This window comes from Labrys sp. LIt4 (assembly GCF_017813775.1).
Classification (GTDB): Bacteria; Pseudomonadota; Alphaproteobacteria; order Rhizobiales; family Labraceae; genus Labrys; species Labrys okinawensis_A.
In genome coordinates this window covers 311135-331074 of record NZ_JAGIPY010000001.1, presented here as the reverse complement: position 1 = coordinate 331074, position 19940 = coordinate 311135, and the positions used below count along the sequence as shown (strand labels likewise).

Below are 19940 nucleotides of genomic sequence, written 5' to 3'. Positions count from 1 at the left end.
GAGGCACTTCGAATCGCAAAGACGCGTTGGAACAAGGAGTTAGAGCAAATAAGCGTTCACGCTTGAACGCGCTTTGCTCTGGTAGAGCTGAATGCATCGGCGCGGTGCCGGATTCGGCGCTGCAGGAGGAAATCGACCATGCCTGAAGGCACCCCGTTGACCACCGGCATTCCGATGCCGCCTCCCGATCCGGCCATCCTGGCGCGACGGCAGGCGATCGTCGACGGGCTGGCCGGGCTGGTGCCTCCGGCGAACCTGATCGTCAGCGAGGACGAGCGCCGCGCTTATGAGACGGACGCCTTCACCGCCTATCGCGCCGTGCCGCTTGCCGTGGTGCTGCCCGAGACCACCGAGGAGGTGGCGGCGATCCTGAAATTCCTCAACCAGGAAGGCGTGCCCGTCATTCCCCGGGGCGCCGGCACCTCGCTCGCCGGCGGCGCCCTGCCCCAGGCTGATGCCGTAGTCGTCGGCCTGTCCAAGATGAGCAAGGTGCTGGAACTGCGCTTCGAGGACCGGCTGGCGCGCGTGCAGGCCGGCATCACCAATCTCGGCATTTCCGGCGCCGTCTCGCATGAGAGCTTCTTCTACGCGCCCGATCCCTCCAGCCAGCTCGCCTGCACCATCGCCGGCAATATCGCCATGAATTCCGGCGGGGCGCATTGCCTGAAATATGGCGTCACCACCAACAACATCCTCGGCGTCAGGCTGGTCACCATGGCGGGCGAGATCCTCGACATCGGCGGCGATGCCATGGATGCCGACGGCTATGACCTGCTCGGCGTGGTCATCGGCTCGGAGGGCCAGTTCGGCATCGTCACCGAGGCCACGGTGCGCATCCTGCCGATGGCCGAAGGCGCCCGCCCCATGCTGGTGGGCTTCGCCACGCCCGAGGAAGCGGGGCGCTGCGTCGCCGCCATCATCGCCTCCGGCATCATTCCCGTCGCCATCGAATATATGGACAAGCTCGCCATCGAGATCACCGAGGGCTTTGCGCATGCCGGCTATCCGCTCGATGCCGGCGCCATGCTGATCATCGAGGTCGAGGGCTCGGATGCCGAGATCGACCGGCTGCTCGGCCTGATCTCCACCATGGCGCGCCAGCACGGCGCCACCACGATCAAGATTTCGAAGTCCGAAGCCGAAAGCGCGGCGATCTGGAAGGGGCGGAAATCGGCTTTCGGGGCCACCGGCCGCATCGCCGACTATATCTGCATGGACGGCACCATCCCGACCGGCCAGCTGCCGATGGTGCTCAAGCGCATCGATGAGATTACCGAAAGCCATGGCCTGCGCGTCGCCAATGTCTTCCATGCCGGCGACGGCAATCTGCATCCCCTGGTGCTCTACAACGTCAACGACGCCGACCAGCGCGAGAAGGCCGAGGCCTGCGGCTTCGACATCCTGCGGCTCTGCGTGGAGGCCGGCGGCTGCCTGACCGGTGAGCACGGCGTCGGCATCGAAAAGCGCGATCTGATGCGCGAGCAATTCGCTCAGGCCGATCTCGACCAGCAGCGTGACCTCAAGCTCGCCTTCGATCCGAAATGGCTGCTCAATCCGGCCAAGGTCTTCCCCCTCGACATGCGTCCGGGAGGCTGGGCGGCATGACGGTGTTCTCGCCCAGCAGCGAAGCGGAAATGGCCGGCATCGTCGCCGAAGCCTTCCGGAATACGATTCCCCTCGCCGTGACCGGCGGCGGCTCGAAGGCCGGCATCGGTCGGCCCGTCAGCGCCGCAACTCAGCTCGATACGCAAAACCTCACCGGCATCACGCTTTACGAACCGGCCGAGATGGTGATCGGCGCCAGGGCCGGCACGTCCCTGACCGAGCTCACCGCAACCCTCGATGCCCGCGGCCAGATGCTGCCCTTCGAGCCGGGCGACTGGCGGCGGCTGCTCGACACCGCTCCGAACGAACCCACGGTCGGCGGCCTGGTCGCCGCCAATCTTTCCGGGCCACGCCGGATCGTCGCCGGCGCCTGCCGGGACAGCCTGATCGGCGTGCGCTTCGTCAACGGCAAGGGCGAGACCATCAAGAATGGCGGTCGGGTGATGAAGAACGTCACCGGCTACGACCTGACCAAGCTGATGGCGGGCTCCTGGGGCACGCTCGGCATCCTGACCGAGGCGATCTTCAAGGTGCTGCCCAAGCCCGAGGCCAGTGCCAGCCTGGTCTGGCAGGGCCTCGACGATGGCCAGGCCGTCGCCCTGATGTCTTCGGGCCTGGGCAGCCCCTTCGAGGTTTCGGCGGCCGCACACGTGCCGGCCGATCTTGCCTCCGGCACGGCCCTGACGGTGCTGCGGCTGGAAAATTTCGAAAGCTCGATCGCCTATCGGCAGGAGCGGCTCGGCAGCCTGCTCAAGCGCTTCGGTGACTATGCGGTGCTCGGGCAGCAGGATTGCCGCAGCTTCTGGTTCGACATCGCCGATGTCGCACCGCTGGCCCAGCAGGACGGCATGATCTGGCGCCTTTCGGTGGCACCCTCCAAGGCCGCCGCCCTGGGCGCCTCTCTGCGCTGGCTCGGCGAGATCAGGCTGTTCTACGATTGGGGCGGCGGCCTGATCTGGCTGCTGGCACCCGAGACGGCGGAATTCGCCAAGGCGATCGTCTCCGCGACCAAGGCAGAAGGCGGCCATGCCATGCTGATCAAGGCCAGCGCCGATTTCCGGACCGGCTCCTTTCACTTCGGTGCGCAGGAGGGGCCGCTCGCCGCCCTGAGCGCCAGGGTGAAGCAGGCCTTCGACCCCGCCAACATCCTCAATACCGGGCGGCTGGGTTGAGTGGCAACAACACAATCTGTGTCGCGTCATTGCGAGCGCAGCGAAGCAATCCAGCAGCCCCAGATACGGTGCTTGCAGGCCTGTGGATTGCTTCGCTACGCTCGCAATGACGGCATAACTGGACCGGATCAACGCATGCAGACGAATTTCTCCCCGGCCCAGCTCGCCGACCCGCATATGAAGGAATCGGAGCAGATCCTGCGCACCTGCGTGCATTGCGGCTTCTGCACCGCCACCTGCCCGACCTATGTGCTGCTCGGCGACGAGCTCGATTCCCCGCGCGGGCGCATCTACCTGATCAAGGACATGCTGGAAGGCGGCAAGCCGGCCACGGCCGAGGTGGTCAAGCATGTCGACCGCTGCCTCTCCTGCCTGTCCTGCATGACGACCTGCCCCTCGGGCGTCAATTACATGCATCTGGTCGACCATGCCCGCGCCCATATCGACAGGACCTATCGCCGCCCGGCAAGCGAGGCTTTTCTGCGCACCCTGATGGCCAAGGTCCTGCCCAATCGCCGGGCCTTTCGCTGGAGCATGGCGCTGGCGCGGTTGGGCCGCCCCTTTGCGGGGCTGGCGGCAAGGCTGCCCCAGGGCAGGCGCCTTGCTGCCATGCTGGCGCTCGCACCGGCCTCGCTGCCGCCCGCCTCCTCCGCCACGCGCCCCGGCACTTTCGCGCCGAAGGCAGAGAAGAAGGGGCGGGTGGCGCTGCTGACCGGCTGCGCCCAGGCCGAGCTCGCGCCCGGCATCAACGAGGCCGCGATCCGCCTGCTCAACCGGCATGGCATCGAAGTGGTGCTGCCCAGGGGCGAAGGCTGCTGCGGCGCCCTCGTCCATCATATGGGCATGGAAGACGCCGCGCTCGCCTACGCCAGGGCCAATATCGACGCCTGGACGGCGGAGATGGCCAAGGGGCTCGATGCCATCCTGATCACCACTTCGGGCTGCGGCACCACCATCAAGGATTACGGCTTCATGCTGCGCGGCGATTCCGCCTATGCCGACAAGGCCGCCGCGGTTTCGGCCATCGCCAAGGACATCAGCGAATATCTGGAAACCTTGCCGGCGCTGCCGGTGACGGTCGAGACCGGCCAAAGCGTGACCTATCACGCGGCCTGCTCGCTGCAGCACGGCCAGCAGATCAAAGCCGCGCCCAAGACCCTGCTCAAGCGCGCCGGCTTCCAGGTGAAGGAGGCGGCGGAAGCCCATCTATGCTGCGGCTCGGCCGGCACCTACAACATGCTGCAGCCCGAGATCTCGGAGCGCCTGCGCGAGCGCAAGCTCGGCAATATCGCCGCCACCCGGCCCGACATCATCGCTGCCGGCAATATCGGCTGCATGACCCAGTTGGCGCAGGGAACGACGACGCCGATCGTGCACACGGTGGAACTGCTGGACTGGGCGACGGGAGGGCCGAAACCGAAGGGGCTGTAACTTTTGCTGGGAGCGTGACATCTCAGCGACATGAATGCATGTCGCTGAGATGTCACGCTCCAAAAAAGGAGAACTCGATGACGAAGCTCGGCGGCTTGTTCCTCGCCATGCTCCTTGCCATGACCGGCAGTGCCTTAGCCCAGGACGAACGGGCTCCCAACGAGAAGCCGGTCAAGGTCATCGCCGACGGTCGCATCGCCGTTCCCGGAGGTGGCGAACTGCCGCTCTATGTCTCGACCGACTGGTCCAAGCCCCTGCCGCAGATCGATCGCGCCGTGCTCGTGCTGCATGGCAGGCTGCGGGACGCCGATGTCTATTTCCGCTCCGCCCTCAAGGCCCAGGGCGCCGCGGGCGCGGCCGGGAAAACCACCTTGATGATCGCGCCGCAATTCCTCGCCGAGGCTGACGCCGAGACCTTCGGCCTGCCGCCCGAAGTCCTGCGCTGGACCTTGACAAGCTGGCAGGGCGGCGAAGATGCGCTGGGGCCCAAACCGGTGAGTTCGTTTGCAGCCCTCGATGCCATCCTCGCCCGCCTCGCCGACCGCAGGCTGTTCCCGCATCTGCGGGACGTGGTGGTCGCCGGCCATTCCGGCGGCGGGCAGGTCGTGCAGCGCTACGCCATTGCCAGCAAGGGCGAAACTGCCCTGGCTGCCGCGGGGATCAACGTGCGCTATGTCGTCGCCAATCCCTCTTCCTGCCTATTTCACATCGCAACGGCCCGCGCAGGAGATCGCCGCCAGCTGCAAGGGCTTCGACGACTGGAAATACGGCATGCAGGCCCGCCCGTCCTATCTCGCCTCACCCTCACCGGCTGCTCTGGAAAAGGCCTATGCCGCCCGGCGCGTGATCTACCTCCTCGGCACGAATGATACCGATCCCAACCATCCCGCGCTCGACAAGACCTGCATGGCCGAAGCCCAGGGCCCCTACCGTCTGGCGCGCGGCGAGGCCTATGTCTCTGCGATGCGCCAGCGCGACGGCGGCACGCCGCATCACAGCCTGTGGCTGGTGGAGGGCGTGGGGCACAATGGCGACAAGATGCTGACCTCGTCCTGCGGGCTCGCTGCCCTGTTCGACCAGCCGGGCTGCCCGGCGGCAAAGGCCACGCCCTGACACGACCCATGTTTCGGTTGCTACCGAAGCGTCCTTGTCTTCGGGCCGTTAAATCCGGGTATCTCGATAACTCTTCGCTCGCGGAGCTGCCCGATGGATGGACCAAACCCAAATCGCCGCTCACCCCCCGAAGGCCATTCTCAGCCCGACGCGGCTTCGACCTCGGCAACGAGCCAGCCAAGCAGGCCGGGGAATTTCGCCTCGATATCCGCCCGGCGCAGATAGGTCTTGCGGCAATTGCCGTAGTCGACCATGCCGATCAGGCCAGCCTCGCGCAGCATGCGGAAGTGATAGGTGCGCGTGGCCTTGGTCACCGGCAGGCCGAAGGACGAACAGCCGATCTCCGTACCGTCGGGGGCGAGCACGAGTGTCGCCACCACGCGCCGCCGGTGCGGATCGGCAAGGGCTGCCAACACGAGGCCGAGAGTGATCTCTTCCCGGCTTGGGTGATCGTCTTCGTTGGATATTATCGCCTCCCTTGCGATCCGCGTCCGAACCCCTGCTGCCAGGGTATCCTGCACTGGTCGATTGCCAATCGAACCACTTCTAGGTATGAATAATATCATACTCAAATGTCATCGCCGACGCGATACTTATTCAAGAAGAGATTTTCATCATGACCAGTCTGCAGCCGGCAGTACCGGAATCATGCAGGACGGCAAGCAAGCCCGCTGACTCGGATCTGCGCAAGCCGGTCCGCCGCGCGGCGCGCCTGGCCGCCCTCAGTCTCGGTGTCGCGCTGGTGCAGCTCGACGTCAGCATCGTCAATGTCGGGCTCGACCAGATGCGTGGTCTGATGACCGGCGGCGTCGCCGGGCTGCAATGGGTGGTGAACGGCTATACGCTCGCCTTTGCCGGCCTGTTGCTCACCGGAGGTGCGCTCGGCGACCGTTTCGGAGCCAAGCGCCTCTACCTTCTCGGCCTGGCGCTGTTCACGCTCGCCTCGCTCGCCTGCGGCCTTGCGCCGAGCGGCACCGCCCTGATTGCCGCGCGCGTTCTGCAAGGCATCGGCGCCGCCCTGCTGATGCCGCCGTCGCTGGCCCTGGTGGTGCATGCCTATCGCGACCCGTCCGAGCGCGCCAAGGCGATCGGCGTCTGGGGTTCCGTCGGCGGCCTGGCCATGGTGGCAGGTCCCGTGCTCGGCGGCCTGCTGATCGCCCTGTTTGGCTGGCGCAGCATCTTCCTGATCAATCTGCCCGTCGGCCTGCTCGCACTGTGGATGGCACTGCGCTTTACCGAGGAAACGACCGAGCGCCATGCGCGCGCCATCGACCTGCCGGGCCAGATTCTCGGCATCCTCACCGTGGTGGCGCTGACGGCGGCCATCATCGAGGGCGAGCCCCTGGGCTGGAACCACCCGGCCATTCTCGGCGCAGTCGCCGTCTTCCTCCTGGCCGGCGCTCTGTTCCTGGCGGTGGAATCCCGCACGGCAGAGCCCATGATGCCGCTCAGCCTGTTCCGCAACCCGATCTTCACGGCCGCGGCCCTGATCGGCACCCTGCTCAATGTCAGCTTCTACGGCGCCATCTTCCTGCTCAGCCTGTATTTCCAGGATGGGCTCGGCATGTCTCCCCTGAGCGCAGGGCTCGCCTTCCTGCCGATGACCGGCCTCATCGCGATCACCAACATCATGTCCGGGCGCGTGGCCGTGCGGTGGGGCAATCGTCTGCCCATCGTGCTCGGCCTCGCCATCGACACCTTCGGTTTCGTATGCCTGGCGCTGCAGCTGAGGGCAGATGCCGGCTACGCCCATATCTGGTGGCCACTGCTGCTCATCGGCTTCGGCATGGCGCTCGCCGTACCTGCCATGATCGGCGCCCTGCTCGCCACGGTGGAGAAGACCCGGGCCGGTATCGCTTCCGGCGTTCTCAACGCCCTCCGCCAGACCGGAGGCGCGGTCGGCGTTGCGGTGTTCGGCGTGATCGGCGCCGGCGGCAGCTCGCTATCCGGCATGAGCACGGCCATGTGGGTCGCCGCCATCGGCCTCTTCGTCGCCCTGCTGCTCGGCGCCTTGTGCATCAGGCGGATGCCGGCATCGTAAGGCCGGCTTCGACTTCAGCGGTCTTTCCAAAGCCGGGCGCTTGGGCACGTGTCATCATCAGGTGGAAATTCGGTACCCAACCAGGGATGTTTGGCGTATCCACAACCGGAGCCGCCGTGACAATTGCAGACTGATAAGGGATCACCATGAACGATAAGGCTGAAGCCGGACACTTGGCCACGCGCGTGGCACGCGGCGGCCTGCTTGTTGCCCCCGAGCTCGCGTCCTTTCTGGAGCAGGAGGCACTGCCCGGCACGGGAGTAGAGGCACAGACTTTCTGGGATGGCTTCTCTGCGCTGGTCCGCGAATTCGGACCGCGCAACAAGGCGCTTTTGCAGCGGCGCGACGAATTGCAGGCCCAGATCGATGCCTGGCATCTCGCGCGCCGCGGCCAGCCGCATGACCGCAACGCCTACAAGGCTTTCCTCACCGAAATCGGCTATCTCTTACCCGAGGGTGACCACTTCACCATCGAGACCGAGAATGTCGATCCGGAGATCGCCACGGTCGCAGGCCCCCAGCTCGTGGTGCCGATCACCAATGCGCGCTTCGCGCTGAACGCTGCCAATGCCCGCTGGGGCAGCCTCTATGACAGTCTCTACGGCACCGACGCGGGAGGCGGCCCGCCGCCTGCCGGCAGCTACAACCGCGGCCGCGGCGCCCGCGTGGTGGCAAGGGCGCGGGTTTTCCTCGACGAGGCCTTCCCGCTCGAAGGTACGAGCCATGCCGATGCCCGGCGCTATCATATCCGCAACGGTGCGCTCCTGGTCGACGACATGCCGCTGGTCGAGCCGGAGAAATTCATCGGCTATCGCGGCCATCCGCGCGCGCCCGACGCCGTTCTGCTGCGCAACAACGGCTTGCATGTCCAGCTGATCTTCGACCGGACCCACCCGATCGGCAGCCGCGATCAGGCGGGCCTCGCCGACATCCGGCTGGAAAGCGCCATCTCGGCGATCATGGATTGCGAGGATTCGGTCGCCTGCGTCGATGCCGAGGACAAGGTTGTCGCCTATCGCAACTGGCTCGGACTGATGCAGGGCACCCTCACGGAGACGTTCCGCAAGGGCGGCACCGAGGTGACACGCAAGCTCAACCCCGACCTGACCTTCTCCGCACCGAACGGCGGCGAGGTCACGATCAAGGGCCGGGCGCTGATGCTGGTGCGCAATGTCGGCCACCTCATGACCAATCCGGCCATCCTCGACCAGGATGGCGGAGAAGTCTTCGAGGGCCTGTTGGATGCGATGGTGACCACCCTGATCGCAAAACATGACCTGAAGAAGTCCGAGGGCCTGCGCAATTCGGTCACCGGCTCGATCTATGTCGTCAAACCCAAGATGCACGGCCCCGCAGAAGTCGCCTTCGCCGACGAGGTCTTCGCCCATGTCGAAGCGGTGCTGGGCCTGCCCAAGCATACGGTCAAGCTGGGGGTGATGGACGAGGAACGGCGCACCAGCGTCAATCTCATGGAGTGCATCCGAGCAGCGAAGCATCGCATCGTCTTCATCAATACCGGCTTCCTCGATCGGACGGGGGACGAGATCCATACCTCGATGGAAGCCGGCCCGTTCAGCCGCAAGGACTTCATCAAGCGCAAGGACTGGATTCTTGCCTATGAGAACCAGAACGTCGACATCGGCCTGCAATGCGGCTTTTCGGGCAAGGCCCAGATCGGCAAGGGCATGTGGGCGATGCCGGACAAGATGGCGGCCATGCTGGAAGCCAAGATCGAGCATCCCAAGTCCGGCGCCAATTGCGCCTGGGTACCCAGCCCGACGGCGGCCACGCTCCATGCCTTGCATTACCACAAGATCGACGTCTTCGCGGTGCAGGCCGCGCTGGCGAAGGGCGGCAGGCGGGCCTATGTCGAGACGATCCTCGAAATCCCGGTCGCGAGCTACCAGAAATGGACGCCCGAGCAGATCCGGCGTGAGGTCGAGAACAATGCGCAGGGCATCCTCGGCTATGTGGTGCGCTGGATCGACCAGGGCATCGGGTGCTCGAAGGTGCCTGACATCAACGATGTCGGGCTGATGGAGGATCGCGCGACCTGCCGCATCTCGGCGCAGCATATCGCCAATTGGCTCCATCACGGCGTCGTTGCCGAGGACGAGGTCCGACAGATCATGCGGCGCATGGCGGAGGTCGTGGATCGCCAGAACGCCGGCGATCCCAACTACCGCGCTATGGCTCCCGGTTTCGACGGCGTGGCCTTCCGTGCGGCGTGCGATCTGGTCTTCGAGGGCCGCTCGCAGCCATCCGGCTATACCGAGCCGCTGCTTCATGCGCGACGGCGCGAATTCAAGGCGGCGCAAGCTTAGCGCATTATCCAGAAAGCCTGGCAGCATGTTCACGCACCGTGACGCTGCCCCTCACCTTACCTCGCCCCGTTCTTACGGGGAGAGGTAAGGTGAGGGGCAGCACCCCCATAGGCAAACGACGCGGTGAGGCAAAACGCGTTGTGGTGAAAACACAGCGCTACCAGGGCGGTTACCCCAATTCGGCCAAGTTCTGCTTGGCCAGATCGTGTTCGGGATCGAGGGCCAGCAATTTCTCGAAGGCCTGCCGGGCTTCCTTGGTCTTGCCGAGCGCGCGGGCCGAAAGGCCAAGGCCGCGAAGGGCCTCCGGTGAGGAGGGCCTGAGGGCCACGGCCTGCTGGTAATGCGCGGCGGCGGGCTCGGCCCGTTCGTTGTGCAAGAGGAGATCGCCCAGGCCGATATGGGCTTCGACATGGTTCGGCTCGAGCTTCAGGCAGGCAAGATAGGCCTGCAGCGCCTCGTCGCCACGCTCGAGCGCGGCCAGCAGATTCCCGTAATTGTAATGGGTGTCGGCCGCCTTGGGGTCGAGCTTCAGGGAAGAGCGGAAGCAATATTCCGCACGCGACTCATTGCCGAGGCCGCGATTGGCGAGCCCTAGCCGCATCTGCGCGTCGGCGCTGCCGGGATTGACCTCGACCGCCCGTCGGAGCACCTTCTCGGCCTCGTCATGGGCGCCGCGCTGCAGCAGGAGCGTGCCGAGCAGGTTCAGGGCGTTGAAGTCCCCGGCGCGACCGGCCAGAATCTCGCGATAGGCCGCCTCGGCGGCATCGAGCCGGCCTGCGCGATGATGCTCGACGGCTTTCTTCAACTTTGCTTCGGCGGCCATGCTGCATTGTCCGGGTGGGGCGTGAGGGATCGGCGGACCTTGTGGCGGATCGGGGTACAAAGGTCAATCGGCCCCGCATCGAAGCGTTTTGCGATCTGTCGGATTCCCCCGGAACGCAAAGGCACGTCAAAATAAGGCGTTAGAGAAAACAGACAGAACGCTTGAGCGCGTTTTGCCTGAAATGCCCCAACTTCCTGGCCGGCCGGCCTAACGGATAATCGTTCGAGGCGGGCTCCGGCACGGGTCCCGTGCACGCGCCGACAAACACCGCTTGCGAAGAAACACCAAGCGGCGCGAAACACCTCATCGCCCATGGCACGCTTCGCAATGTTTTTCTGTGCCGCACAGCACTCTATTCCTGATCGACTGAAGATAAGATCACTATCGTCATCGCATTCCTCCTGCCGAAACCAATCAAGAGCACGGGAACCCGCATGTCCGTCGCCTCCTCGTCGCCAGGCCAAACAAGCAACGCACCTTTGAGGATCGGGCAGATCATTTCCGATGCCTTTGCTGTCAGCCTGCGGAATTACGGCTGGGCACTCCTGTTGAATCTGGGCGTCTTCGCCGCTCTTTTCGGCTTTTTCGATTCGTTTTCCTGGGCCGCATTCACCGAAGACTCGCTATTCTTGCCCGTGGACACCACCCTGAATATCTGGCTGTTCTACCTATTGTTCTTCGTCGCCGGCCTCGTCGCGCTCGCCCTCTATTGCGCGATGATACGCCTGGTTCATGATCGGCATGTCGATGCGGCGCGACCGGTACACACGACCTGCCTGGCCGGTGCCAAAAGGTTCCTGCCGACCTTCGGCCTCGTTCTGATCTATTTTCTTGCTTATTTCCTGATCCACCTGGCCGTGACGTTGTTCGTTTTCATGTTCGCAACCTTCGGGCCACCGGCGTTCGCGCTCATCCTGGTATTCCTGGCCACCGGTTGTTTTGCCGTCTATCTCGTCTTCCCCTATCTGCTATCCTTCGTCATCTGCATCAATGAGGGCGTGGGGCCGATCCGCGCGCTCGGCCGCAGCCGTTCTTTGAGCGAGGGCTATCGCTGGCCTCTTTTCGGCATGATGCTGCTCACCTTCGTGATCTGGCTTGCCTATCTGGTGGTGTCCGATCTTCTGGGCCGGGCTTTTGGCACGAACGGGAACATTGTGGCCATCATCCTGATGCTACTGGCCTTTCCCTTGATGTATGCCTGGATGGCGGGGATCTATTCGATCGCCGCCTACCGCCTGCGTGTGCTCAAGGAAGGCATCGACCTGAACGGTACCGTGGCGAACATTTTCGACTGAGAGCAAGCCGGGAAACAGCCTCCATCGAGGATCGAGTCTGGCGATGCCCTTGCGGCAAGCACCGTGGCCAGCCTATCAGAGATGCTCGGGGTTGGCGGCACTCGATTCCCAGATGTGCCGGTCCCCCGGGGGGGTAATAATGCGTTCTCTCTTCAAGATGGCAGCCGTCATGCTGATGACTGCTGCATTCGGCTGGAGCGCCGCGCCGGCCAAGGCCGACAGCGCGGCCTCTGCCCTGTTCCAGAGCTATCTCGGCAAGGGGCGCATCAGCGAGGCGGACGAGCAGATGCTGGCTCTCGCCACCAAGGCGAGCGGCAATGCCGACGCCAGGCTCGGCCTCGGCATGGTGCGCACAGCCCGCGCCCTCGAGCATTTGTCGCAGGCCCTCTACAAATATGGGTTCGCCTCAGAAATACCGGCGATGCGGCTGCTGGGCCTGTCGGGTACCGTGTTCAGCACCAATCCCGATCCGCAACCCGTCACCTATCAGGATTTTCGTGGCATCCTCACCACTTTCGCGGCCGATCTCGACAAGGCCGACCAGACCCTGGCGGAGGTCGGCGACATCGAGGCCAAGCTCACAGTCGACCTCTCCGTCACCCGCTTCGACTGGAACGGTGACGGCATCATCGACGAACGGGATCATATCGGCGCTGCCATCTCCGATCTCGACGACTCCGGCAAGCCCAGGCCTTTCGTCGTCGCCTTCGACACGGCGGACGCCAAATGGCTGCGCGGCTATTGCAATATCCTGATGGCCCTGACCAAGACCCTGCTGTCGCACGACATGTCGCGCAGCTGGGACGCCGGCTTCGGCAGCCTGTTTCCGCGCGCCGTCACAGGCCTTGCCACGGCCAATGGCGTCGGCGTCGACGACGGATCGGGCGTGACCCTGTTCGGCACGAGCAAGCGCGACGCCGAGGCCATCGCCGACCTGATCAGCCTGGTGCACACCATCGACTGGCCGGTGGCCGACCAAGCGATGTGGCTGGAGGTACGCGGCCATTTAAAGAGGGTGATCCGGCTCAACCATGAAACCTGGGCGCTGATCGCCAGGGAAACCGACGACGACCACGAGTGGCTGCCCGGCCCCCGGCAGAAGAGCGGCGTCCTGCCTTCCCTCGATGTGACGCAGGAGCGCATCGACTCATGGCTTGCACTGCTCGGTCAGGTCGATCAGGTGCTGGACGGCAAGCTCTTGATGCCGCATTGGCGTTTCACCAAGGGCGTCAATCTCGCCAGGGTGTTCGAGCAGCCCGGCAATTTCGACCTGATGCTGTGGATCACCGGCCCGGGCGCTTTGCCGTTCCTTGATAATGGCAAGGTGATGGATGCCGAGGCCTGGAGCCAGGCGACCCGCCTCTTCGGTGGCGACGTGGCGAGCTACGCCTTCTACTTCAATTGAGCGGACGTCCAGCTGCGGCATCCGGCGCGAACAGGCGTCGCTTCAGGCGAACGATCGCTTCGCGCTGCAGATCGCTGGCGTCGCCATAGGCACTCGCCACCTGACCCAGCATATCGATGAGTTGCTGGCGTTCCGGCAAAGACAGGCGGGCGCGGAAAAGCGGCACCAGATCCTCGGCGACCGGCGTGAACACCCGGCCGCGATCCGTCAATTGCAGGGCCTGTTCATAGACATGTTCGCGGTCGCCGATGCCGAGCGGGTCGCTCATCAGGGTGAGGATGGTGTCCCGCTCGGCCCTGGTCAGCAGACCATTGGTGCGGACGAGCTGGATCATCAGGACGACCGCGGCCAGCCTGGGATCGTCGATGGTCTTGAGCGAGACGCGCTCGAGCACCTGCGGCCGGACCGTGTCCGATCCCCGGTCAAGCGGAAGGGGAACCACTTTCGGCACGGCCTCGATGCGCCGGGCTGCCGCCGGCTTGCGGGCCTTGCCGCGCAACAGCCAGAACAGGCCGCCGACGGCGGCCACGAACGCCCCGATCAAGAGTGCTCTCGGCCCCTCCAGCATGACCAGGCTGGCGATCAGCAGCGCGATGATCCAGATTGCATTCTTACGCAGGAAATCCATCGGCCGTCTCATCCGATCGGCACGGCGCGCATCCCGCGCCAGCCATCCTAGGAACCTGCTTCTCCCATAGCGGCCCGCATGGCGGCGAGCAAGGGATGGTCGGGCCGCTGGCCGCCCCAGCCGTCGAAGCTCAATATGTCTTCGGGCGGCAGGCGCCGGCGCCAGCCCTTCACCTCCAGTTCGGGCCGGGTATAGGCTTCGTGCACATAGCCAAGACACAGATAGGCAACCGGAATTACGCGCTCGGGAATGCCCAGCACCTGGCGCAGGCGTATGGGATCGACGATGCTGACCCAGCCAACCCCTACCCCCTCGGCCCGCGCTGCCAGCCAGATATTCTGCACCGCGCAGACCGTGGAGTAGCGGTCCATGGCCATGTCATGGGTGCGGCCGAGCACGACGGGGCCGGCGCGGTCGGGGTCGCAGGTGATGCACAGATTGACCGGGGCATCGACGATGCCCTCCAGCTTCAGCGAGCGATAATGCGCCTGCTTCTCGGGCGGGAACATCGCCACGGCCTCGGCATTGGCCTCCTCGAAGAGGGCCCGCACCTTGTGCCGGGTGTCGGGGCAGTGCAGCACCAGGAAACTCCAGGGCTGCATGAAACCGACCGAGGGGGCGTGATGCCCAGCCGTGAGAATACGGGCGAGAACGTCGTCCGGCACGGGTTGCGGACTGAACTGGCTGCGGACGTCGCGCCGGGTGAAGATGGCGCGATAGACGGCTTCACGTTCGGCCGGCAAAAACGGCCCGGAGGGCTTGAGCGCTCCCTTGGTTGGGTCCATCGTCATTCCCCTTGCGATGGCAATCGCCGCGCCGTCCGCGCGCGCCGATCTATCGCCTCCGGCCGGTCTTCTGACTCGGGATCCTCCCATCCGGACGCCTTCCCCGCAGAACGAGTGGCCTGAAACCTGCCCGGATAGTCCCCCTTACAGCGTTGGGCACGTCGCGGTTTCGAACCGCGTTCCCGATTCTCCCGCAAGCGGGCACCGAAGGTATCGCGGGTGTAGCATGGGAGGTGGCGGCTGCCCAGCCATCCGGGGCGTCGATGCAGGGCTCAATGAGCGCTTTACTTACCCTCCCCTCCATGGGGAGGGTAGTCGCGCTTGGCGTTAACCTGAATTCGGAGCCCTAGGTCGGCGGGCAGCAAAGTGGACAGGGTGCAGGCTTGTGGCCTAGAATCGCCTGCTAGGCTCTCGGGCAATAAGCATCCTGGCAACAGCAAAATGAACAAGATCGATCTCAAACCGCACGCCGGCGATCAGCCCGATCCCCTGGAACAGGCCAATCCCGTGCGCCTCGGCACACGCCTGCGCCTGGCGCGGCAGACAAGAGGGCTGACGCTGAAGGCCCTGGCCACGGCCGCCGACTGCTCGGAAAGCCTGCTGTCCAAGATCGAGAACGGCAAGGCCTCGCCTTCCCTGCCCATGCTGCATCGCCTGGTCGAGGTGCTCGGCACCAATATCGGCTGGATGTTCGAGGAGACGGACAGCGAGGAGGGCATCGTCTTTCGCGCCGGCACGCGCCCGCTGATCTCGCTGGATCCGCTCCGGCGCGGCGAAGGCATCTCGCTGGAACGGGTGATCCCCTATTCGCCCGGCCATCTCCTCCAGTGCAACATCCACCATATCGAGGCCGGGGGCGAGAGCGCCGGGCCGATCCAGCACCAGGGCGAGGAAGTCGGCTATGTCCTGGCCGGAGCCGTGGAGCTGATGGTCGGCGAGCGCACCTTCAAGCTCTCCGTTGGCGATACCTTCGTGTTCAAGTCCGAACTGCCGCACTGGTACCGCAACACCGGGACGGAGCGCGCCAGCATCTTCTGGGTCAATACGCCCGCCACCTTCTGAGGTCTCACGCCGCCGGCGTTTCAAGAATCCTTGCAACCATCATTCAAGTAACTTGACATGAATTCAAGTCTCTTGAATTATGCGGATGTTAGAACTGAGAATGAGCCCGGCACGGGCCATCCATGAAGGGAACTGAAATGCGGCTTTCAAACTATCTCGCCGGTTGCGCGGCAGCGGCAGCCCTGACGCTGTCCCTCGGATCGGTGTCCGCCCTGGCCGACACCTTCGCCCTGGTCACCATCAACCAGCAGGCCCTGTTCTTCAACCAGATCAACGAAGGCGCTGAGACAGCCGCCAAGGCGGCCGGCGCCAAGCTCGTCATCTTCAACGCCAACAACGTCCCGAGCGCTCAGAACGACGCGATCGAGAACTACATCACCCAGAAGGTCGACGGCATCATCCTGATCGCCATCGACGTCAACGGCGTGAAGCCCGCAATCACCGCCGCCAAGAAGGCCGGCATCCCCGTCATCGCCATCGATGCCCAGATCCCCGACGGCGACAATGTCTCCTTCGTCGGCGTAGACAATCTCAAGGCCGGCGAGGATATCGGCAAGTTCTACGCCGACTACGTCAAGTCCAAGCTCAACGGCACCGCGAAGATCGGCGTGGTCGGCGCTCTCAATTCCTACATCCAGAACCAGCGGCTGGATGGTTTCAAGAAGGCCGTGGCCGCCAGCGGCCTCAAGGTCACCTTTCTCGATACCGTTGACGGCCAGAACGTGCAGGACGTAGCGCTGAGCGCCGCCGAAAACCTGATGACTGCCAATCCCGACATGACCACGCTCTACGCCACCGGCGAGCCCGCCTTGCTCGGCACCGTCTCCGCCGTGACCAGTCAGGGACGCACGGACGGCGTCAAGGTCTTCGGCTGGGACCTGACGAAGCAGGCCATCGAAGGCATCGACCAGGGTTGGGTGACGGGCGTGATCCAGCAGGACCCGGCCGGCGAAGGCAAGGCCGCGGTAGAGGCCCTGACCAAGCTCAAGAAGGGCGAGAAGATCGAGCCGATCATCAACGTTCCCGTGACCATCGTCACCAAGGAGAACGTCGACAAGTTCCGGGGCATGTTCAAGTAGGAGCGGCGGCCCTCTACCCTTCTGAGCGAGGCGCGACTCCCTTCTCCCCTTGCGGGAGAAGGTGCCCCGAAGGGGTGGATGAGGGGTGTTGGCATCTCCTGCCAGGGTCGCGCATCTCCCCTCATCCGGCGCTTCGCGCCACCTTCTCCCGCAAGGGGAGAAGGCTTCCTGAGCCTCATTCGGCAAAAGCCCGCACAATTCGGGACAGACCTTTTATTGCCAGGCGGAACCATGATGGACAGTGGCGAACCCTACCGCGTCAGGATGACCGGTATCTCCAAGCGATACAACACGATCCAGACACTGGATGACGTATCGCTGATGCTCAGGCCCGGCGAGGTGCTCGGGCTGGTCGGCGACAACGGCGCCGGCAAGTCGACCTTGAGCAAGGTGCTCTCGGGCGCTGTGATCCCCGACTCCGGCACGATCGAGATCGACGGCAAGGTACAGTCCTTCTCTTCGCCCGCCGATGCCCGCGCCGCGCGGGTGGAGATGGTCTATCAGGACCTGTCGCTGTGCGACAGCATCGACGTCGCCGGCAACCTCTTCCTCGGCCGCGAGCCCCGGCACCGCATCCTCGGCGTCCCCTTCCTCGACCAGCGCCGCATGCATGGCGAGGCTCGCGACATGCTCGACAAGCTCGGCATCGTCATCGCCGACACCCGGCTGAAGGTCGAGAATCTCTCCGGCGGCCAGCGCCAGTCGATCGCCATCGGCCGCGCCGCTTCCTTCAACCCTTCCGTGCTGATCATGGACGAGCCCACGGCGGCCCTCGCCGTTGCCGAAGTCGAGGCGGTGCTCGACCTGATCCGCACCGTCAGTGCCCGCGGCGTCAGCGTGATCCTGATCACCCACCGCCTGCAGGATCTCTTCCTCGTCTGCGACCGCATCCAGGTGATGTATGAGGGCCGCAACGTTGCCGAGCGGCGGATCGAGGACACCAATATCGAGGAGGTGGTCAACCTCATCGTCGGCCGCAAATTCAGCGCCCGCTCCGCCGGCGCCCAAACGAACGGCTCTCACCAGGACAATGGAGCCCGCGCATGACGGCCTCATCCACCACTCCTGCCCATCGCCCCCGTGTGCATAAGGCCCGCTGGCGTGACAAGGCGATAGCGAATGGCAGCATCATCTCGATCGCCCTGTTCTTCATCTTCGTCTGCCTGGTCTTCTCGATCTGGACCAGCGCTTTCCTCACGGCCCCCAACCTCCTCAACATCGTGCGCCAGTCGGCGCCATTGCTGATCGTGGCGGCCGCGATGACCTTCGTGATCACCACCGGCGGCATCGATCTTTCGGTCGGCTCGGTGCTGGCGCTCGCGGCGACCTTGTCGGCGGCCTCGCTCCAGGCCGGCATTCCCTGGCCACTCGTCATCGTGCTGATGCTGGCAATGGGCGGGGTGATCGGCGCCATACAGGGCTTCTTCATCGCCTATGAGCGCATCCCCGCCTTCATCGTAACCCTCGCGGGCCTGTCGGTGATCCGCGGCCTCGCCCTTCTGATCACCGCCGGCTATTCGATCCCGGTCGAGGCGCAGAGTCCCTTCACGGCGATCGGCCGCGCCTGGTTCCTCGGCGTGCCGGTACCGGCCCTGATCGCCCTCGTGGTGCTGGTGATCGCCTTCCTCGTCTTCAACCGGACGCCGTTCGGACGCTATGTCACCGGTGTGGGGGCCAATGCCGAGGCCGTGAGGCGGGCGGGCGTCAACACCCGCTTGGTGGTGCTGTGCGTCTATATCCTCTCCAGCATGGCGGCATCCGCCGCCGGCGTCATCCTGGCCGCGCGTCTCGGTTCCGGCTCCTCCAATGCGGGCCAGGGTTTCGAGCTCGATGTCATCGCGGCCGTGGTGCTGGGCGGCACCAGCCTGTTCGGCGGGCGCGGAACCGTGATCGGCACGGTGCTGGGCGCCCTGACGGTGGCGGTGATCGCCAACGGCCTGGTGCTGGCGCATATGTCGCCCTTTCTGACGCCCATCGTCACCGGCTCGATCATCCTGATCGCCATCTGGCTCAATTTCCGCCTGTTCAAGGGCGCCATGAGAAGCCACTGAACTGGAGCCACTGAGCATGGATCACCTGTTCCAGCCCCGTCCCGCCGAGCGCAAGCCGATCGGCATCCGATCCGGCACCGCCATGACCGTGCTCGGCCCCGCGCCGGTGGACGACCTCGGCATCACCCTGATGCACGAGCACATCCTGCTCGACGGCGCCCGCACCTGGAAATGCCCGTGCCACCCGGACGAGAAGGCGATCGCCGAGCAGGCGGTGAATATCGAGATCATCGGCGAATTGCGGATGAACCCCTATATGAACCGCGACAATGTCTCGCTCGATGACAGCGACCTCGCTCTGTCCGAGCTCAAGCGTTTCCAGGCGCTCGGCGGCCATACGGTGATCGAGGCCACCAATATCGGCATCGGCCGGGCGCCCGAGAAGCTGGCGCGCATCTCCCGCGCCTCAGGCATGAAGATCATCATGGGCACCGGCTTCTATCTGGAGCCGACCCATCCCGACTGGCTCAAGGCGATGGATGTCGAAGAGGTGACGCAGTTCATCGTCGACGATGTCGGCGGCGGGGAGGAGCAGCCGCCGATCATGGCCGGGATCATCGGCGAAGTCGGCGTCAGCAAGGATTTCACGGCCGAGGAAGAGAAGTCCCTGCGCGCTTCGGCGCGCGCGGCCGGGATCACCGGCCTGCCGCTTTCCATCCATCTGCCCGGCTGGGAGCGTCTCGGTCATCGCGTGCTCGACATCGTCGAGGCCGAAGGGGCCGATCTCCGCCACACCGTGCTCTGCCACATGAATCCGAGCCATGCCGACCTGCCCTATCAGCGGGCCCTGGCCGAGCGCGGCGCCTTCCTCGAATACGACATGATCGGCATGGACTATTATTTTGCCGACCAGGACGCCCAGTCCCCCTCCGACGAGCAGAATGCGACGGCGATCCGCGCATTGGTCGACATGGGGTTCACCGACCGTCTTCTGCTGTCGCAGGACGTCTTCCTGAAGATCATGCTCACCCGCTATGGCGGCTTCGGCTACGGCTTCATCCTGAAGCATTTCGTGCCCCGCCTCCTCCGCCATGGCGTGGAGCAGGCCGCCATCGACCGCATGCTCGTCGACAATCCCAGATCCGTGTTCTCCGCCGCGGCGTGAGCGCACCCATCCGTTTCAAGG

At 64.8% G+C, this 19940-nt stretch carries 16 protein-coding genes, 1 pseudogene and 1 riboswitch; of the genes and pseudogenes, 13 read left to right on the top strand and 4 right to left on the bottom strand.

The window, feature by feature from the left end; all coding sequences use genetic code 11:
• Window positions 1–138 precede the first annotated feature (138 nt).
• The 4 genes and pseudogenes from J8I29_RS01535 (at window position 139) to J8I29_RS01520 (ending at window position 5321) form a co-directional block, all read left to right on the top strand.
• Window positions 139–1605, top strand: a complete 1467-nt coding sequence (locus tag J8I29_RS01535; protein ID WP_209430372.1) for an FAD-linked oxidase C-terminal domain-containing protein — start codon at window positions 139–141, stop codon at window positions 1603–1605.
• Window positions 1602–2777 carry a glycolate oxidase subunit GlcE gene (glcE, locus tag J8I29_RS01530; RefSeq protein ID WP_209430371.1) on the top strand — a complete coding sequence of 392 codons (1176 nt, stop codon included), beginning with the start codon at window positions 1602–1604 and terminating at the stop codon, window positions 2775–2777. Before J8I29_RS01535 ends, glcE begins: the two co-directional genes overlap by 4 nt.
• Before the next feature lie 135 nt (window positions 2778–2912).
• Entirely contained in the window at window positions 2913–4208 is a 1296-nt protein-coding gene (gene glcF / locus J8I29_RS01525; RefSeq protein WP_209430370.1) for a glycolate oxidase subunit GlcF, read from the top strand.
• Window positions 4209–4285: 77 nt separating this feature from the next.
• A pseudogene (locus tag J8I29_RS01520) lies at window positions 4286–5321 on the top strand (alpha/beta hydrolase).
• A gap of 140 nt (window positions 5322–5461) precedes the next feature.
• Here J8I29_RS01520 and J8I29_RS01515 read toward each other — a convergent pair.
• A complete protein-coding gene (locus J8I29_RS01515) occupies window positions 5462–5737 on the bottom strand; it encodes an ArsR family transcriptional regulator (protein WP_348535968.1) in 276 nt (91 codons plus the stop codon).
• Between the two features lie 200 nt (window positions 5738–5937).
• Between J8I29_RS01515 and J8I29_RS01510 the strand changes: the two genes are divergently transcribed.
• Together J8I29_RS01510 and J8I29_RS01505 are read left to right on the top strand one after the other, a co-directional pair.
• Window positions 5938–7362: an MFS transporter gene (locus tag J8I29_RS01510; protein WP_209430369.1), complete on the top strand. Its 1425-nt coding sequence runs from the start codon at window positions 5938–5940 to the stop codon at window positions 7360–7362.
• Between the two features lie 146 nt (window positions 7363–7508).
• On the top strand, window positions 7509–9686 hold the full coding sequence (locus tag J8I29_RS01505; RefSeq protein WP_209430368.1) for a malate synthase G: 2178 nt from the start codon (window positions 7509–7511) through the stop codon (window positions 9684–9686).
• Between the two features lie 169 nt (window positions 9687–9855).
• Here J8I29_RS01505 and J8I29_RS01500 read toward each other — a convergent pair whose 3' ends face one another.
• Complete coding sequence (locus J8I29_RS01500; RefSeq protein ID WP_105861420.1) at window positions 9856–10509, bottom strand: tetratricopeptide repeat protein; 654 nt, start codon at window positions 10507–10509, stop codon at window positions 9856–9858.
• Between the two features lie 635 nt (window positions 10510–11144).
• Here J8I29_RS01500 and J8I29_RS01495 point away from each other — a divergent pair.
• Both J8I29_RS01495 and J8I29_RS01490 read left to right on the top strand, forming a co-directional pair.
• Window positions 11145–11804 carry a DUF975 family protein gene (locus tag J8I29_RS01495; RefSeq protein ID WP_348535972.1) on the top strand — a complete coding sequence of 220 codons (660 nt, stop codon included), beginning with the start codon at window positions 11145–11147 and terminating at the stop codon, window positions 11802–11804.
• A 139-nt stretch (window positions 11805–11943) separates the two neighbouring features.
• Window positions 11944–13209 carry a hypothetical protein gene (locus J8I29_RS01490; RefSeq protein WP_245196538.1) on the top strand — a complete coding sequence of 422 codons (1266 nt, stop codon included), beginning with the start codon at window positions 11944–11946 and terminating at the stop codon, window positions 13207–13209.
• Here J8I29_RS01490 and J8I29_RS01485 read toward each other — a convergent pair.
• The gene (locus J8I29_RS01485) at window positions 13202–13837 is read right to left on the bottom strand and encodes a TerB family tellurite resistance protein (protein WP_209430366.1); all 636 of its coding nucleotides are present in this window, start codon (window positions 13835–13837) and stop codon (window positions 13202–13204) included. The genes J8I29_RS01490 and J8I29_RS01485 overlap by 8 nt on opposite strands.
• A gap of 47 nt (window positions 13838–13884) precedes the next feature.
• The gene (bluB, locus tag J8I29_RS01480; protein WP_245196537.1) at window positions 13885–14622 is read right to left on the bottom strand and encodes a 5,6-dimethylbenzimidazole synthase; all 738 of its coding nucleotides are present in this window, start codon (window positions 14620–14622) and stop codon (window positions 13885–13887) included.
• A 42-nt stretch (window positions 14623–14664) separates the two neighbouring features.
• Window positions 14665–14846: riboswitch (cobalamin riboswitch) on the bottom strand.
• Between the two features lie 217 nt (window positions 14847–15063).
• Between bluB and J8I29_RS01475 the strand changes: the two genes are divergently transcribed.
• The 5 genes from J8I29_RS01475 (at window position 15064) to J8I29_RS01455 (ending at window position 19919) form a co-directional block, all read left to right on the top strand.
• Window positions 15064–15684, top strand: coding sequence for a cupin domain-containing protein (locus J8I29_RS01475; protein ID WP_209430364.1), 621 nt, complete (start codon window positions 15064–15066; stop codon window positions 15682–15684).
• Window positions 15685–15821: 137 nt separating this feature from the next.
• Complete coding sequence (locus J8I29_RS01470) at window positions 15822–16763, top strand: substrate-binding domain-containing protein (protein ID WP_105861415.1); 942 nt, start codon at window positions 15822–15824, stop codon at window positions 16761–16763.
• Window positions 16764–16994: 231 nt separating this feature from the next.
• A complete protein-coding gene (locus J8I29_RS01465) occupies window positions 16995–17810 on the top strand; it encodes an ATP-binding cassette domain-containing protein (protein ID WP_209430363.1) in 816 nt (271 codons plus the stop codon).
• Complete coding sequence (locus J8I29_RS01460; protein ID WP_209430362.1) at window positions 17807–18814, top strand: ABC transporter permease; 1008 nt, start codon at window positions 17807–17809, stop codon at window positions 18812–18814. Before J8I29_RS01465 ends, J8I29_RS01460 begins: the two co-directional genes overlap by 4 nt.
• A 16-nt stretch (window positions 18815–18830) precedes the next feature.
• A complete protein-coding gene (locus J8I29_RS01455; protein ID WP_209430361.1) occupies window positions 18831–19919 on the top strand; it encodes a phosphotriesterase in 1089 nt (362 codons plus the stop codon).
• The last annotated feature ends 21 nt before the right edge of the window (window positions 19920–19940 follow it).